The following is a 15,876-nucleotide window of genomic DNA, read 5'->3' as shown; positions in this document are numbered from 1 at the left end:
GAAGACTATTTATCCTTGATTAAAATATACAGAAATACGGGTGTCCCCAGCAGTGCAGTAATCACGCCGATCGGTAATTCTATCGGCGCTACCGACACTCGAGCAATAACATCAGCCAACGTCAGCACCAAAGCGCCTAAAAGCAGCGAGCCCGGAAGTACAAAACGATGATCCGAACCTCCCATCAAACGTATGGTATGCGGGACGATAAGCCCTACAAAGCCAATAATTCCCGATACGGCCACCGAGGTTCCGACGGCTAAAGTCGATAAGATGACCACCCACCTTTTCACCCGATCAGTACGCATCCCCAATAAATCAGCCTGAAGTTCGCCGAGGGCAAATGCATTCAAAGATTTGCCAAAAAAAGGAAGAATAAGCACGGAAATACATATAAATGGGCCTACAGCCAATACATTATCCCAGGTTGCGCCGCCCAAGCTGCCCAGCATCCAAAAGGTAATGGTACGAAGTTGCTGTTCTGTGGACATATAGGTCATTAAGCCTGTTAGAGCGCCAGCAAAGGCATTAATGGCAATGCCTGCCAACAACATTGTTGTCACGTTGGGGCGTCCACTTTTGCTAGCAATACGATAAACCAGAAAGGCGGTCAACCCAGCTCCAACAAAAGCCCCAAAAGCCAGCATATAATAACCCATCCATGCGGAAAGCGATCTTAGCAGAAAAGTTTCAAAGGCGATAATCAAAACCGCGAATAAGGAGGCGCCAGAAGAAATCCCAATTAAACCAGGTTCGGCCAAAGGATTGCGGAAGATCCCCTGAATGGCAGCGCCTGAAATACCTAGGGCAGCCCCGACCATAAGACCCAGCAATAAACGCGGCATGCGAATCTCAAATAAAACATCAACATGCATGTTATTTCCAAGCGGAGATTCAGCTGGATTTATCTTCTGTATTAACATGGATAGGATATCTTCTGTAGGTATGTGATAAGCCCCCAAGCCTAATGCAATAACACAGGTAATGACCAATATCAGGCTCAAAGCCAACAATATTACTTTCTGTTTCTTCTGCACCTGGTCTATTTTGAGTTCATCACTTTTCCAAATCCACGGTGTAGCTCCAGAATTGCGTCCGGCAGGCGATTACTGAAGTTAACGAGCAGGGAAGCATTCATAACCAATATACGTTCATTTTTACCTGCATTCGTGATGCGCATCCCCGGCAATCTCAGAATAGCTTCTTCGCCCCCCAGACTACTGGCTCCAAAATCGAACAGCAATACAATATCCGGATTAGCCTGTACCAATGCCTCCGTTGTATAGGGTTTAAAATCTGAGAATTCCTGCACGGCATTCCTCCCTCCGGCTAAATTAATCATGGCATCCAAACTACTGCCCTTTCCCGCAACACTCATTGTACCCGTCCCACGGGCATACAAAAACAATACTTTCGGTACCGCTTTACCCTGATTCTCTTTTTTTACCAATTCAAGGGTACGATCCAGACTTATTTTTGTACGCGATACCAAGGCTTTTCCCAAAGCAGGTTCTCCAATAGCATCCGCCACCTCTTGAATATAGTGTAAAGCACCAGCAGCAGAATAATTCGGTCTGACCGTAATAAACTTTACCCCTGCGGCGCGGATCTGCTGAATTACCGGATTGGAGACATCCCCTTCATTTGCCAACACAAGTGTGGGTTTAAAGGACAATAAACCTTCTGCTGATACAGAACGATTTTTGCTTACCCTAGGTAATGCAGCCGCAGCTTTCGGTGATATACTGGTCACATCTGTCGCAATCATACGATCCCCGATCCCGAGCCCATAAATTGTTTCCGTCAATGAACTGTTCAATGTAATAATCCGTTGCTGTGCACTTACCCATCCGCCAAGATGGAGCAAACAGCAGAGCATAATGATGTAAATTCTACGCATCTCTTTTTTGACTCTATTAAAAACGTGCAATATTTTGTCCCTTATCCTCATATCTGGGAATCATATTTGTCACAAAACAAATCAATAATCAGTCTAAATACAAATTATTTTAATTCCGTATCTATGCGGTAATATTATCGAAAAAGCCCCCTATCGGTTTATAAAACAATGGAATAAGCCATAAAACAAAGTACGTGCTGAATGACAAAAATCGAATTAAATAGAATTTATGACAATTTGCATATATAAAAATCCGATCGTATTATCGTCTTTTGTAACATTATTTAGAATGATTAAAAATAAAAATAGTGTTTAATAGTCACACTTTTATTCAAACAAGTATAGTATTCGTCCTGTGCAGCTGGCAGACCATTGCGTTGCATGCACAGGAAAAATGGAAGCTATCCGGAACTTTAAAAAACGAGTCGAACAAAGCCATAACCAATGCAACTGTTTACCTCTATCCGGATAAATTTGCATTCAAAACAGATACCGCCGGAAGATTTCACTTTAATAAACTTTATGCTGGCCGATATGAGCTTGTTGCCCAGGCACTAGGTTATAAACCGCTACGGCAGTTCGTCGAATTATCAGATAAAAACCAGGAGTTGACGCTTAGGTTAGCGATTGATAACCGTCAAATTGCCGAAGTCGAAGTAAACCGTAAGTTGGAGGCAGTTGATAACCTGGTCAAAGCGGAAAATGCCGCGATGCCGGTCAAGGTGATTACAAAAAGGGAAATTGAGCTTATGGGGAGTCGTAGGCTAGACGAGGTGCTAAAAGAACAGACGGGTATCGCTATTGTCAATGATATTGCTGGCGGTTCCAGAGCCGTTGGTGTACAGATTCAGGGATTTAGCAGCAACTATGTCATGGTATTGGTGGATGGGCAACCCATGCTCGGCCGCAATAGCGGGAATTTTGATCTTTCCCGTATTTCGGTGACCAATATTGAACGTATTGAGATTATCAAGGGTGCTTCCTCCTGTCTCTACGGCAGTGATGCACTTGGTGGTGCCATCAATATCATTACCCGCCATGGCGCCATCACACCACAGGCACATGCTTCCCTGCTCTATGGTAGCTTAAACACTATTGATGCAACATTGGAAGGTGAAACACCTTTTTCAAATCAACGGGGTAGCGCCGTTGTTTCCGGAAATTACTACCGTACAGATGGATTCAATACCGACAAACAATATCTCACCTCAAATAGTACAACATTTCCGCCTTATACCAACTACAGTTTTCAGGGGCGCGTACGCTATCGCACGGGCAAAAATGGTACCGCGGGAATGACGGGGCGATTTGCTGCCCGCGAATCGGAAATGATCAATGCCTGGTCTGAGGACCGCACCTTGCAGGACAAGCAAAAAGATCAGGACATCAATCTGTCAGCTAGCTACGACCATAATTTTGAATCAGGACTGCGCAGCATGACACGCTACTATTTTTCCAGGTTTCATTCGCAGATTGCTGCGCAATGGTTACGACAAGGAGTTTTAGCCAGTGCTGAAGAGTTCGGACAGAATGTACACCGCATCGAACAGCAATTTGCCTATAATCCCATACAACAAGTTAAATTTACCGGCGGAATCGGTGGTAGTCTAGAGCAGATGGACAATCAAGACCTGGATGCCAAACGCTCACTCAACAGTGCATTTGTCTACCTTCAGACCGAGTGGAAGCCGATAGACCAACTTTTAACGACATTCGGACTTCGCTATGATCAAACCAACGTATACAATGGCCATCTGAGCCCGAGTCTAGGTGTACAGTATCATATCAATCCGACCCTATTGATTAAAGGTGGCGTTGGTGTAGGTTTCAAAGCACCGGATTACAAGATGCGTTATCAGGTATTTTTCAATCCAGCAGCCAATTATTTGGTTGTAGGCAGCGAACGGGTAGCCGATGTGGTTGCTGCCATGGACCAAACGGGTGAATTGAGTTACAAGAACAGCTATATGCTTAATTTAGTTGCAGGCAACCTAAAGGCCGAAACGAGCCTTTCCAACAATATTGGGCTTACCTGGAATCCTTCAAACAAATTTCAGGCAGATTTTTCTCTTTTCTATCATCGCATCAACAATCAGATCAATACAGTCAGCGTGGGTAATGGGACCAGCATCGCGCAGATCTATAGTTACCGTAATTTACCGAAAGCAATGAATAAAGGTTTTGAGCTCTCCTTGAACTATCAGGCCAGCAAGGACCTGCAATTCTCCATGGGTTATCAATATCTTATCGCAAAAGATCTTAGTGTATTGGATAGTATTGCAGCAGGTCATTACCCCTATAATCAAATAAACGATGCTGCAAGTGATCTCTATCGACAGAGCAAAAAATCAGATTACTGGGGCATTGAGGACCGTTCGCGTCATATGCTCAATTTCAAAGCACAATATGAATACAAACCCTGGGGGGTCAATGTCAATGCCCGTGTCAATTTCCGCAGCAACACCCCTTTTCAGGAGAATAATGGAAATCAATTTATTGACAAGTATGACATCTTTATCCCCTATCATACGCTTCTGAACATGACGATCGAAAAAAGCCTGATGAACCGGAGGTTAACCTTTCGTCTGATCGGCGATAACCTGTTCAATTTTACGAGCCGCTACCTATTGGGTCAGCCTGGTAGAGTGATTATGGGCGGAGTCAGTTACCGATGGATGAAGGATTAGCGATTAGCGATTGGAGATTGGAGATTGGAGAATGGAGAATGGAGAATGGAGATTGGAGAATGGAGAATGGAGATTGGAGATTGGAGATTGGAGATTGGAGATTAAAGCTAAAAAGAAGTACACAAAATAGTAGATAAAACAATGAGAACATTTAACATCATTATAGCGGAATGCAGCATCTGGCTTTCATTCCATAAGATTGGACGTTGTATTTTTTCAGGTTTTCTGGCACTTATGCTCCTTTCCTGTGGGAAGGACAAAGACTATACGATTGGATTAGAAGATGGCAAAAGTGTCGTTATCAAAGATCTGGCTGGTGATACCGATGCCGCCATGGGTGATGGTGCTGAAGGTAAAGAAAAACGACCATTCAACATGTTTCTTTTTCGATTTAAGGACAAAAAGCAAATCTGGATCAAGACAAAGGCCGACTCCGCACAATGGTTAAAAACAAAAGATTGGGATATTGCCTTTACGGGTCCCTACAATTCTGAAGTCTTTGTCAATAATGCTGATGATGAGTTCAATCCAGGTTATCAGGGCGAAGCCAACAATACAGCTGTCATGCTATTAAAGCAATCTTACCAAAGCCTGACTGTAGCACCTTCGGACGAAGAATTTAATAAAAACGGAACGGGCAAAATTGGTTGGGCATCCAACTCGGAGTCCCTGGGATGGTTTCAGTATAGTCTGAGTACCCATATTATGCAAGCGCTGCCCAATCGCACCTACGTTATCCGGCTTCCCGATGGTAAATATGCCAAGTTACAATTGATCAATGCTTATAAAGGAAATCCATCGGCAGTGACCAATATGAACTGGCCGGCTCCCTATTACACCTTTAAATATTATGTACAGGAAGATGGCAGTAAAGATTTAAATACAAACACATTATAAATAAGGAAAAATTACAATTAAATTAAAGATGAACAAATTATTTACAACAGCGGTACTTTTATCTGCATTGAGTCTAGGTTTTACTTCCTGTAGCAAGGATGATGATAAAGTTGAGGAGAACAAACTTAGTGATGCTACAGCTGTCACAGCCACTGCAACGATTGAAGTACCCGCAGGTGCAAAAGTTTTTTATGATTTCAAGACAAATAGTGTTCAGGAGGAAGCAAAAAGTATGATAAATCTATCCGGCATGTATGGTTCTACTTTGCAAAAAACATCAGCTGAAAACTATAAAATGGGATATTTCGATCAAGAGAATACAAGTATTGAAAAATTGACATTAGCGGCAGTATTAGGTTCCAACATAACTTCCACAGATAAATTAGGCATAGACGCTTCCAGTGCTGGTGCTCCAGCAACAGGACCCACATGGATAATCTATGACTTTAAGAACAATCATGCAGTATACCCCACCCCTAACCGTTACATCGTCATGTATAAAGGCGAAAAGCTAAGCGAGAAGAGTGATGAGCTTTTCGTTATTCAGGCAGCTGGAATTACTGCTCTCAATGGAAATGCGACGTACAATATTAATTTTAAAAAGTTTGTAAAATAATTTATAAAAGGTACGATCAATCTTCTTAAAGATAATGTCTCCAAATATATTCAAATCAAAAAACGTATATGAATTAAATTTGGAGACACAATATTGTTTCTCCTATCAAAAAGCTCCTAATTGAAGTTTCATTAACATGATATGCAAAGACATATTACATATTAAGTTAAACGGTTAAAATCAAAATTAATATATAAAATATCATTTTTCATACACAAGTAATAGGGTAAACTCTTTACCTTTACCATTATTTAGAATGATTTTAAATAAAAACAAACACACAACAAATGAATATAGCAAGACAGCTCAACAGAACAAAATATATTGCATTGCTTTGCATTGGTCTAGCCATCCATACTTCTTGCAGCAAATCGGATCCAACAGTAGAACCTGTTGTCGAGCCACCGAAAGAAGAAGAGAGCAATGCCAGCCTATTCAATAAACTCATTCAAGTACGCAATTTTGCTGGTACAGCTAAAAATGACGGCAACAACGCTGCTCCTACGGTCTATTATAGCCTAGAGACAAACAAAGGCATTCTAGAAACACACCGTCAGACCCGAAACTGGGATATCGCATTCAGCAATATTTTCAACAGTCATGTATCCGGTAATAATGGCACGAACAACACAAATTTTGGTTATGGAAACAATGCGACAGGCGGTATCCTGATCGTCGAAAAAGCATTTGATGAAGTCATCGAAATTCCCGCAGATTCCCAGTTTAAGCTTATAGGTGATGCTATCGGCATGGATCAAAACGGGGACGAGGGAAATGGTATGGGCTGGTTACTCTACGATTTTTACGGCAAACTGGTACGCGATCATACCATTCAGAACGAGCACGTTGCTTATGCACTAGGAAACGGATTGACACTAAAAAGTGGAAAAGTGATTAAACCCCGAACTTTGATTGTCCGCACAGCCAAAGGAAATTATGCCAAGATTAAACCTGTTTCAATGTATAAAGATCTGTATACATCGGATAAATGGTTTAAGGACTCCCCCCACGTATTTATCTCATTTGATTATGTCCTTGTGCCAAAAGGGAGCAGAACTTTTGAAATAAAACCGTAAATCGTACAATTCTTATTCAAAAAAAAACCGGATATACGGTCGAGGTACATCCGGTATCAAATTGACTAATTAACATATATTTATTAACTAGCCCACTGTAGAAGTGGCAAAATTACGAAAAAGAAATGAAAATCAAATTCAGAACTTTATCAATTGCCTTCGGTATTGCCGCGATTGGCATGACCGCATCATGTAGTAAAGACAATTCACTTGCACCTAGTGGAGACGAGCAAACATTCAGCAAACGCGCTGCCACACCTTCAACAACCATAGGCGGTACAGTAAACTTTACTGCGACTGGCACAAAAGGATATTTAAAAACTCTTGCTACAGGCACTTATGGTGCACGTAACTTCCATCAGGGTACAGTACCGGACCTTGTCGATACAACGCAATGGAAAAACCCAGCGAGCACTTATTATTATGATTTGGTCAATAACGATGGTGGCACATCGGCTGGCTACGACTTTCAATTCAGTGGCACAGCCAATGCAAGCCTGACTGTAAATACAACAAAATACAACCTCTATTACGTCAATACAGCTTTTGATGCTGTGACGGCAGCGACATCAGGTACATTGATTTCAACAGGTACTGCAGGTTCTAATAGCATCAACGGCGCCGGAAACCCATCGAGTGCAGGCTGGTATATCTATAACTTGAGTAATCACATTATGAGCAGCTATGGGCCAAGAACATATATCCTGATCAATAAAACTACGGGAACAAGATGGAAATTGCGTTTAAATAGCGTGTATAAGGATGAAGTACCTAATGCTCCTTATGCCGCAACTAATTTCCCTTTTATGAGTTTCGACTACAAAAAGTTGAACTAATAGGTTAGCACACTCTTTTTTTGATAAGAATTGTAAATTTTAAATCCGGTATCAGCTACGCTGATACCGGTTACTTCCCAGATAATAATGAAAACTCAATTATTAACTCTACAAAGATCAATATTAACTTCAGGTGTTTTAATAGGAAGCCTATTTATCTCCTCCTGTACGAAAACTGAAACTCAGCCTTATGAAAAAGAAGAAATGGCTCGAATCAGCAGCTTTAAAATTATTAATACCAATCAGAAAATTATTGGTGCTATCGATAATAGCAATAAAACCATTACCGTCACTCTTCCAGCAAATCTTTATATGACAAGCTTGGAACCAGAAGTAAAGGTCGCTTCCGGAGCTACTTTAAAGCAAGGGACAGATACTTTGATCACCAATATGGTGGACTATTTCAGCAATGGTCGCATCATACAATACCCTGTGACAGCCACAGATGGAAGTAGTGCGACGTATACCTTAACCATAAAAAGTGATCAAATCCCGCTCAATCCACAGGAAGTCAGCACAGATTTAAATAATCCCATCGCCTATGATCAGACCTTTTGGTATACCCGAAATGATATCTACGTCCTTAATACCCTTAGCTCATACCCCTATATCGCTACACCAGAAAGTGACCTCGAACTGGCCAAGGCAAGTTTAGTCGATAAAAACGGAAAGGAATATGCATTTAAAAGTATCTCATCAGCAACTTCTCCATCGGTAGAAAAAGCCTACATGCTGCTTAATCTAAACGACATCGAGGGACGCGTAACAGGAAGCGGACGGGATATTAAATACAACAAAGTACCTGCTGCTGGCGACTATTTTATTAAGCTTCGTTATTACAGCCGCGAAGTGACCTTAAAAAATCCGATACGGATTTTTTACAATAATTGACCATCCTAAAGTAAACCAATAGATCGTAGTCAGATTAATTAAATTAAGAATATTTTATTCGACTACCGAAAGTCATGATTAATATGAAAACAAGATACAGCATATATACCTTTCCTGCTCTGTTGCTATTGGCAGGAATACTCTTCTCGGCCTGTAAAAAAGAATATGAGATTGCTCCTACTCCTTATGCCGAAATTACTTCCTTTAAAATCCCTTACAATGCAGGTAAAGATACGATTGTAGCCATAGTGAATGGGGAGAACATCCATGTCTCCTGGCCTGGGTCAACTGAATGGCCTATTCCGGAGACGATCAGCCCTGTTATTCACATCTCAAAGAATGCCAGTATTAGCCCAGCCTCAGGAACAGCAATTGCACTCCATGATGGCGCTCAGTATCAGGTAAAAGCGCAGGATGGTACGACCAAGGTCTATACAATCAAGCTTTCCAATGGAGCCGTGCTGCCTTCCTTTGTGGATGAAGAGACAGTGCTCCCGCTTGCAGTGGGCGGTACTTATTCGATCCCATTCCGTAATCTTGCTACCGATGGCAGTGATAGCCTTTTCCTGGTAAATGATCAGAATAAATTATTCACATTGATCGCTGCGTCACGAAACCAGCTCAGTAGCTTTCAATTTATTGCGGACCAATATGACGGGACAGGCATTCCAGCCGGTGATTATTATGTTCAAGTAAACAATAAATACCAAGTCCCTGTCAGAAGCAGTAAAAAAATAGTTCATATTACCTCAGGAACAGCCTATCCCTATCCTTATTTCAATCATCCGAAAACCTGGGAAGTAAAAAGAGGAGATGTGATCAGTATCCCCGTTCGACATCTAGCAAAACAACTTTTGTTTTCCGCTGTTTCATTTAATTTTATAAACGAATCGGGCTATCCTGACGCTTTTCCTTTGGAATTTTTGGCTATTTCAGAAGACCTAAAGTCAATTCGTGTCAAGATTCCAAATGATGCCCCCACAAATGTATCAACTTCGCTCAGTGGCGGGATATCACTTAGTTTATCGGGTGATTGGTCTACTTTCTTAGCATCGCCATATTATCAATATCCGATCAAAATCGTAGAATAAAAATCCTGTCGCTTTTCATAGATGATAAATCAGAAAACAGCATAGATATTTGGAAATAAATACGAATCTTTGTATAGAATCGTTATAAATAAAAAGAAGAACATGTTAAGTCAACATATCAAAGAGCAGACGCACGCTGCTCACCAAAACGTAGAAGGAACGATCGTGCGTCAATTGAAAAATATTCGTTCTGAAGCAGATTATGCTGAAGTATTAAAAGGATTCTATGCTTATTTCCGTGCGGTGGAAGATAACATAGCCCCTTTCGTTACAGCCGAAGTATTACCTGATCTGGCAGAACGCCGCAACTCGTCTTATATCAAAAGTGATATTGAAGCCTTAGGCGGTAATCTCGATAATCTTCCGGATGCAACAGCTCCAGTTGTAACCAATATACAGGAAGCACTCGCATCACTATACGTGCTAGAAGGTTCTATTATGGGTGGGCCGTATATCGTACAGATGCTGAACAAATATGGTGTCACCAAGGGAACCTCTTTCTTCGAAGGTTATGGTGAAAATAGCCGCGAGATGTGGGCTGGCTTCACGGCTGTATTAAATAAATATGCTGAAGATTCCACAACTTATGATCGTTCTGTAGAAATTGCGAACCAAACTTTTTATAACTTTGGAGACGTATTCACGCCGATCACAAGTGCAAACTAAAAAGGCCTGATATTGTTTAATCCTTCAGATGGAGCAAAAAGACAACAATAGAGACAATAAATCAAAATGGTTGAAGCGTGCCGGCATGGGGGCATTTCTCTTCTTCCTTGCCAAGGGACTTGTATGGCTTGCGGTATTTTTCTTCGCGGCGAAGTCCTGTAGCGTATCTATTTAGTTTTAATAGACAGGTTTTGATAAAGTGTATAAGTTATAGAAATGTGGAGTTCAACCGGCTTCACATTTTTTATTTTCTATCCAATTTAACATGCTTTTATTAGGGTAGTAAAACACTGAATATCATACTCATTGGGATATATCTCTACTAATGAAACCGTTAATGGCAACCTGTTATCTGATTTTTTAGGTCGCTGAAATCAACAGAAAACTGATTCGCCAACCGCTATCTCTTGTCTAGCTTTACCCAATTAATGAAGCACCGGAACCAGCGAACCAAATAAACAGGATAATCAGCCATTGAATAGCAATACAGATCCAAAAAGGTTTATTATCTGCCTCGGTCAGCATTTCCAATACGCTGATAAATTTGGATTTTACAAGATCATAAAAATTGTTGTTATTATCCAGATCTAAACTGTCGAAACTCATCTTGTTTAGCCCAAATACCACAATACGCTTGATCCAGGGATTTTCAATCCTTGTGTTTTTCACTTCGTTGATCAACTTGAGCTTAGCAAAAGTATAGTCACCAGCATTTTGAATAAGATCGGGCTGGTTGGATTGAAAGACCAGTAACACTTTATCCAAAGCAGGAATAATTAAATCATCTTGCCGCTCTTCCACTACCTTACTGGCGACAGTCGAGAAAACATATTTATTACTAAATAGGAAAAGTAGGATCGGCAACAAGATCAACCCGATCAACCACAGGAACTTTCCAATGGCTTGTAAGGAGTCCGCCGTTGAAAAAAAGGAGCCGCCCGAATTGCTCCCGAGCAGCAGATACCCAACAACGAGATAAAACACTGTTGACAGTATAGCCAACAAATAACACTTAAATAAGGTTTTTGTTGCCAAAACGGTTAATTTTTTAAGATAGGATAAATGCGTATTCATAAAGTTAAACCACTAATGTATATGCTAAATTAATACTATTGTCTTCAACTTTACAGGTCAATTCCAATTCGCTGGATACCATTTTAAATTCGCTATACTTTCGCGTCTATTCGAATCTCCGTACTGAGCAAACCCATAGAACGAGATCTTGTCTTTACTTTATCCCTATTTCATCAGTTGAAAGTTTTATTTTTTAGGTAAAGGACGCATTACCCATTAAATATATGCGGGCAGGTTGGAGGTTATAAATAATAAGGTCCAAATCCATAAAGAACTTGAACCTTATTCATGTATTGGCCCCGGGGTTCCAAAGCTTAATGTATAACCTCAGTTGCCAAAATTTGTTATTTGAGATAGCTCTCCTGTTAAAGCGGCTGGGCTATTGACCCTTTTTTTTCTCAAGATCGGTAATTGCCGTCCACAAAACACCGGCTTCTCCCCTGAAACTAGCCGAACCCTGTGGTTTGTTATCAGGCGTATACCACTCGTAAAAACCTTTATTTTTAATAACGCGGTCCAACATAGGCTCAAGCGCCTCCCGGGCTTCATCCATCAGATCATAGCGAATCAACTGTGAAATCATCCGTCCACCAAACCAGGTCCAGTCACCACCATTCTGATAAGAATATGGCCCCATACTCCCATTTTTAAAGAACCCCTGTGGATATACCGGATAAATTGTCAATCCGATGGTTGCCGCATTTGCTTTCTTAACGTTCTCCTGCATCTTTCTGTAGGCTACTTTTACTTCAGCCTTACTGAGCAATCCCGCTTCTATTGCCACAGCTGTTCCGCCGTGATAGTAGATTTCAGATTCATTGAATGAAGCTGGAAAAGGCGAGCCGTTCAGATAAATATGTGGTATAAATTTCTGATTCTTTTTATCCCAAAGATGCTTACGGACATTCCTCGCAATTTTGTCTTTAATAGACTTCCAATGTTTCTGTTCAGCTTTGCTCAGGTCAGCAATTTCCAGAAAATCATTAATGGCTATGATAAACATTGCATTATCATAGATATCAATTGTCAGGTGGGAATTCTCATCCAATACAACTCCCCAGTCATGTTCTGGTTGGACATCGCCCCAATCGACAGTTGTCGCTCCCCATAATAATCCGTATTTTTCATTATACCGTTTTGTCAATAGAAAATCCATTGCCCGCTCAAGCCCCTTCTGTACAGAAACTCCACCGATTTTATTATTCAAAATACTTTTGTCCCCAGTACTTCTGATATACTTTGCCACTGCTTGGATCAATGAGGTCTCCTGATCCGTCTCCACGGTATTCTTGTGCCCTGCGTAGTCAGGCGCCAACGTCGAATGATAATAATTATACGGAACAGCTCCTTTCTTGATGGGCACATAACCATCTAAAATACCGCCGTCGGGCTGTTGAAACTGAAAAAAGGTAAGTAAATGTTTTTTTATCAATTCCTTATCATTAACTGTACTGGCAACGGTGACAAAAGTATTCAGGTCTCTTATCCAGACTTCACCGTAACCATCACCAGCAGTAAAACCTTTTTTGACCAATTGTTCGGCCATTGTTTTCACAGCGTCTGCTTTGGATTTAATTTCAACTCTTCCTGAGTTATCCATGGTTCTCACATCCTGGCCATAACTGCTCCTACTACCAGTAAAAGCACATAGACCTGCTAGCACTAACATTTTTACATTCATTTGCATCTTATAATAGTAATTGATTTAGACTTTTTAATTATTCTTATCTCTCGTATATACGCTCAGCTCACCTATTGTAGTAAAAATAGATTGGCCCCATGTTTCTAGTACCTTGATACGGATATACCTTACCTTTGGTAAACCTTGAGGTAAAATAAAATCCTCGCCGGCCTTCGCAAAGGCAATATCTGTGTCGTTTTTTTCTGTACCGGGTAGCCCCGATGGCTTGCGCGATTCACAGCTTGCCAACTTTGTCCAGTTACCCCAACTCCCGTCACCTGCAGGCATATCGCTTCCCCAAATTTCAAATTTTCGCATATTCTCCTGTGCATAAATCCGATCTGCAGCCTGCCAGATCTTAAATTTACTTGGCGTAGCCGAAACTCCCATATCAAAGGTAAACCATTGTGGCATTTGATTAATGGTCGCAAAGCCATTGCCAGGATCGTAATTACCATCCCACATAAATGGCATTAACCATCCATGATTGGTAGTAGCGTCTGTTGGAAGCACATATTCTTTAAATTTAGCTTTATCAAGTTCCCGTTCAAACCCAGGAACCGCAAGTTCAACATATGCTACAGAAAAAGTGTCCACAGCATTTGAATCTGGTTTAAATAGTGTCCTATATCTAAAATTTGTACTTGCGTCAAAGTCTGTCAACGTTGTATCAACTTTGTTCGACACGAACATCTTAGTACGCATAGCCCCATCTTTGTGCCGATACAACAGCTCAACACCGATATCATCGAGATTGGGGCTCGCCCAAGAGAAATTAAGGATATTGTCGTCGGCGCCATATTTAAGTGCTTTTAACCTTCTATTTCCCAGAGAACTGCTGTAGCTTTCGCCATACACCGTACCCGACACATTCAATGCGACGGAAGTGCGGTTTTTATCATCATAGGTATGGATAACAAAATTATAAACGCCCTCATTCAGATTGTTGATCATTAAATTCAAGGTGTCTTTTCCGCGCTCCCGTGTTATGGTTTGCACCAAAGAGTCTTTACCCTCGTTCCAGGAGACCTTAATCTTCGATACCAGTGGATCATCCGAAAGTATAGTAGAAAGCAATATTCTTCTATTTCCGGGATGCACAATGACTTTGTCAACCCTGCTCGCATAGATCAGTTCTCCATCTCCAAAAAATTTCTTGTACTCGTCTCCTTTTCTGCAGGATGAAAATGCAGCTATACATAGAAGTATTGCCCAGCTTGCAACGATATATTTATGTTTCATTTTGTTCTGCTTAATATGATAAAACTCGGTTAATCATCGTGGGTCGCCCCAAGCCTCCAGTTCATTGAAATTTACATAGGTTCCATTGCTCCAATTTTTCAGTGTTTTGAACCTGATATAACGCACTTTGGGTGCCTCTTTGGGAATGGGTACTGATTCTCCGGCCTCCGCAGCCGCCTTATCGGCCTGTGAAAGTTGTCCTTCGGGTAATCCCGAAGGTTTCACTGCAGTGTATTTTGTCAGCAATACCCAATTTGCAAAGCTCCCATCAGCTGAAGGGTTATTGGAACCCCATATCTCAATCTCGCGTGGATTATGCAGACCATAATAGAATGCCTGCCGCATAAAGTAAACCAGACGGCTCAGCTTTGCGGTAACTCCAAGATCAACCGTAAACCACTGTGGCATCTTTGCTTTATTATCCGAATGGTAGAACGTACCGTCCCCTACACTTCCATCAAACAACCCAGCCATAGTTCCACCATAATCCAATCCGGCATCCGTAGGCAGCATTAGTCCTTTCATTTTCGTCCTATCCAATTTAGTTTCAAAATATGGGGTTAGTTTCAGATACAAGGTGTCCGAACGGTTGCCCCATCGATCACGGACGAAAACACCAAATCGAGCCTCCTCTGCTTTTAGATTTCTAGTCGGAAAAACACTTTTCTTAAGATTAGTATAATGTGTATTAACAGGTACAAAGCGTCCCAAGGAGTCGTTGGTCATTACCACTATGGCCATATTGGCTGCCGTTGCATTTTCATAACTGACGTTGACGCCGCCAAAGTCTGGGGTTACCTCAATAGTCTCTTTGACCAACTTCATAGGCGGTTCTTTGGGATTGACGGTCACATTCACGATAGCTGAGGCATTTTCCCCTTTATCTACAGCCGTTAAGCTGACGACATAAGCTCTCGTATCACCAAAACCCTCCACCAATACTGTATTTTTGTGCTTACTGACCTTTGTCTCCCGAATCTCTCCATTTGGCGCAGTATATACCGCCTTAACATAGAGCAGATCCGGATCCTTGGGAGCATCGTAAGTAATTTCTGCTGCACCGTTTAAATTTTTCACTATTATATTGCTGACTGGACCCGGAGCGATTCCGTCATTCTGAATAGGACCGATTTCATCTTGTTTGCAGGCATATATAGATAGCAATAACACCGTGCCTAAAACCTTATATATCATCTGTTTCATTATTCCTATGATTTAA

At 41.3% G+C, this 15,876-nt stretch carries 15 protein-coding genes; 9 read left to right on the top strand and 6 right to left on the bottom strand.

Annotated features, from left to right (window positions below; genetic code table 11):
- Nucleotides 1-5 precede the first annotated feature (5 nt).
- Nucleotides 6-1,037, bottom strand: a complete 1,032-nt coding sequence (locus tag ABDW32_RS02835) for an iron ABC transporter permease (RefSeq protein WP_343559124.1) — start codon at nucleotides 1,035-1,037, stop codon at nucleotides 6-8.
- A 5-nt stretch (nucleotides 1,038-1,042) separates the two neighbouring features.
- Nucleotides 1,043-1,900, bottom strand: a complete 858-nt coding sequence (locus ABDW32_RS02830; protein WP_343559123.1) for an ABC transporter substrate-binding protein — start codon at nucleotides 1,898-1,900, stop codon at nucleotides 1,043-1,045.
- A gap of 308 nt (nucleotides 1,901-2,208) precedes the next feature.
- Between ABDW32_RS02830 and ABDW32_RS02825 the strand changes: the two genes are divergently transcribed.
- The 9 genes from ABDW32_RS02825 (at nucleotide 2,209) to ABDW32_RS02785 (ending at nucleotide 10,835) form a co-directional block, all read left to right on the top strand.
- Complete coding sequence (locus ABDW32_RS02825; RefSeq protein ID WP_343559121.1) at nucleotides 2,209-4,587, top strand: TonB-dependent receptor; 2,379 nt, start codon at nucleotides 2,209-2,211, stop codon at nucleotides 4,585-4,587.
- A 141-nt stretch (nucleotides 4,588-4,728) separates the two neighbouring features.
- Nucleotides 4,729-5,484, top strand: coding sequence for an HmuY family protein (locus ABDW32_RS02820; RefSeq protein WP_343559120.1), 756 nt, complete (start codon nucleotides 4,729-4,731; stop codon nucleotides 5,482-5,484).
- 28 nt (nucleotides 5,485-5,512) lie between these two features.
- Entirely contained in the window at nucleotides 5,513-6,100 is a 588-nt protein-coding gene (locus tag ABDW32_RS02815; RefSeq protein ID WP_343559119.1) for a hypothetical protein, read from the top strand.
- 287 nt (nucleotides 6,101-6,387) lie between these two features.
- Entirely contained in the window at nucleotides 6,388-7,176 is a 789-nt protein-coding gene (locus ABDW32_RS02810; protein ID WP_343559117.1) for an HmuY family protein, read from the top strand.
- 125 nt (nucleotides 7,177-7,301) lie between these two features.
- Nucleotides 7,302-8,012: a hypothetical protein gene (locus tag ABDW32_RS02805; protein WP_343559116.1), complete on the top strand. Its 711-nt coding sequence runs from the start codon at nucleotides 7,302-7,304 to the stop codon at nucleotides 8,010-8,012.
- Nucleotides 8,013-8,099: 87 nt separating this feature from the next.
- Nucleotides 8,100-8,903, top strand: a complete 804-nt coding sequence (locus tag ABDW32_RS02800; protein WP_343559114.1) for a hypothetical protein — start codon at nucleotides 8,100-8,102, stop codon at nucleotides 8,901-8,903.
- An 83-nt stretch (nucleotides 8,904-8,986) separates the two neighbouring features.
- Entirely contained in the window at nucleotides 8,987-9,994 is a 1,008-nt protein-coding gene (locus ABDW32_RS02795; protein WP_343559112.1) for a hypothetical protein, read from the top strand.
- Nucleotides 9,995-10,096: 102 nt separating this feature from the next.
- A complete protein-coding gene (locus tag ABDW32_RS02790) occupies nucleotides 10,097-10,660 on the top strand; it encodes a biliverdin-producing heme oxygenase (RefSeq protein ID WP_343559111.1) in 564 nt (187 codons plus the stop codon).
- 28 nt (nucleotides 10,661-10,688) lie between these two features.
- Complete coding sequence (locus tag ABDW32_RS02785) at nucleotides 10,689-10,835, top strand: hypothetical protein (protein WP_343559109.1); 147 nt, start codon at nucleotides 10,689-10,691, stop codon at nucleotides 10,833-10,835.
- Between the two features lie 242 nt (nucleotides 10,836-11,077).
- On the opposite strand, the gene ABDW32_RS02780 is transcribed toward ABDW32_RS02785, so the two are convergent.
- From ABDW32_RS02780 to ABDW32_RS02765, 4 genes are all read right to left on the bottom strand, one after another.
- Nucleotides 11,078-11,734, bottom strand: a complete 657-nt coding sequence (locus ABDW32_RS02780; protein ID WP_343559108.1) for a hypothetical protein — start codon at nucleotides 11,732-11,734, stop codon at nucleotides 11,078-11,080.
- 379 nt (nucleotides 11,735-12,113) lie between these two features.
- On the bottom strand, nucleotides 12,114-13,403 hold the full coding sequence (locus ABDW32_RS02775; RefSeq protein WP_343559106.1) for a hypothetical protein: 1,290 nt from the start codon (nucleotides 13,401-13,403) through the stop codon (nucleotides 12,114-12,116).
- A 45-nt stretch (nucleotides 13,404-13,448) separates the two neighbouring features.
- A complete protein-coding gene (locus ABDW32_RS02770; RefSeq protein ID WP_343559105.1) occupies nucleotides 13,449-14,657 on the bottom strand; it encodes a DUF4998 domain-containing protein in 1,209 nt (402 codons plus the stop codon).
- 33 nt (nucleotides 14,658-14,690) lie between these two features.
- Complete coding sequence (locus ABDW32_RS02765) at nucleotides 14,691-15,860, bottom strand: DUF5000 domain-containing lipoprotein (RefSeq protein WP_343559104.1); 1,170 nt, start codon at nucleotides 15,858-15,860, stop codon at nucleotides 14,691-14,693.
- Between the last annotated feature and the right edge of the window lie 16 nt (nucleotides 15,861-15,876).

The organism is Sphingobacterium sp., from assembly GCF_039596235.1.
Classification (GTDB): Bacteria; Bacteroidota; Bacteroidia; order Sphingobacteriales; family Sphingobacteriaceae; genus Sphingobacterium.
The sequence above is the reverse complement of the archived record's forward strand: the minus strand, read 5'-3'. Positions and strand labels throughout refer to the sequence as shown.

Coding starts and splice junctions, on each gene's coding strand:
- ABDW32_RS02815 (WP_343559119.1), top strand. CDS start 5,513: ATGAACAAATTATTTACAACAGCGGTACTTTTATCTGCATTGAGTCTA.
- ABDW32_RS02765 (WP_343559104.1), bottom strand. CDS start 15,860: ATGAAACAGATGATATATAAGGTTTTAGGCACGGTGTTATTGCTATCT.
- ABDW32_RS02790 (WP_343559111.1), top strand. CDS start 10,097: ATGTTAAGTCAACATATCAAAGAGCAGACGCACGCTGCTCACCAAAAC.
- ABDW32_RS02795 (WP_343559112.1), top strand. CDS start 8,987: ATGAAAACAAGATACAGCATATATACCTTTCCTGCTCTGTTGCTATTG.
- ABDW32_RS02775 (WP_343559106.1), bottom strand. CDS start 13,403: ATGTTAGTGCTAGCAGGTCTATGTGCTTTTACTGGTAGTAGGAGCAGT.
- ABDW32_RS02820 (WP_343559120.1), top strand. CDS start 4,729: ATGAGAACATTTAACATCATTATAGCGGAATGCAGCATCTGGCTTTCA.
- ABDW32_RS02785 (WP_343559109.1), top strand. CDS start 10,689: ATGGAGCAAAAAGACAACAATAGAGACAATAAATCAAAATGGTTGAAG.
- ABDW32_RS02805 (WP_343559116.1), top strand. CDS start 7,302: ATGAAAATCAAATTCAGAACTTTATCAATTGCCTTCGGTATTGCCGCG.
- ABDW32_RS02780 (WP_343559108.1), bottom strand. CDS start 11,734: ATGAATACGCATTTATCCTATCTTAAAAAATTAACCGTTTTGGCAACA.
- ABDW32_RS02810 (WP_343559117.1), top strand. CDS start 6,388: ATGAATATAGCAAGACAGCTCAACAGAACAAAATATATTGCATTGCTT.
- ABDW32_RS02830 (WP_343559123.1), bottom strand. CDS start 1,900: ATGCGTAGAATTTACATCATTATGCTCTGCTGTTTGCTCCATCTTGGC.
- ABDW32_RS02770 (WP_343559105.1), bottom strand. CDS start 14,657: ATGAAACATAAATATATCGTTGCAAGCTGGGCAATACTTCTATGTATA.
- ABDW32_RS02800 (WP_343559114.1), top strand. CDS start 8,100: ATGAAAACTCAATTATTAACTCTACAAAGATCAATATTAACTTCAGGT.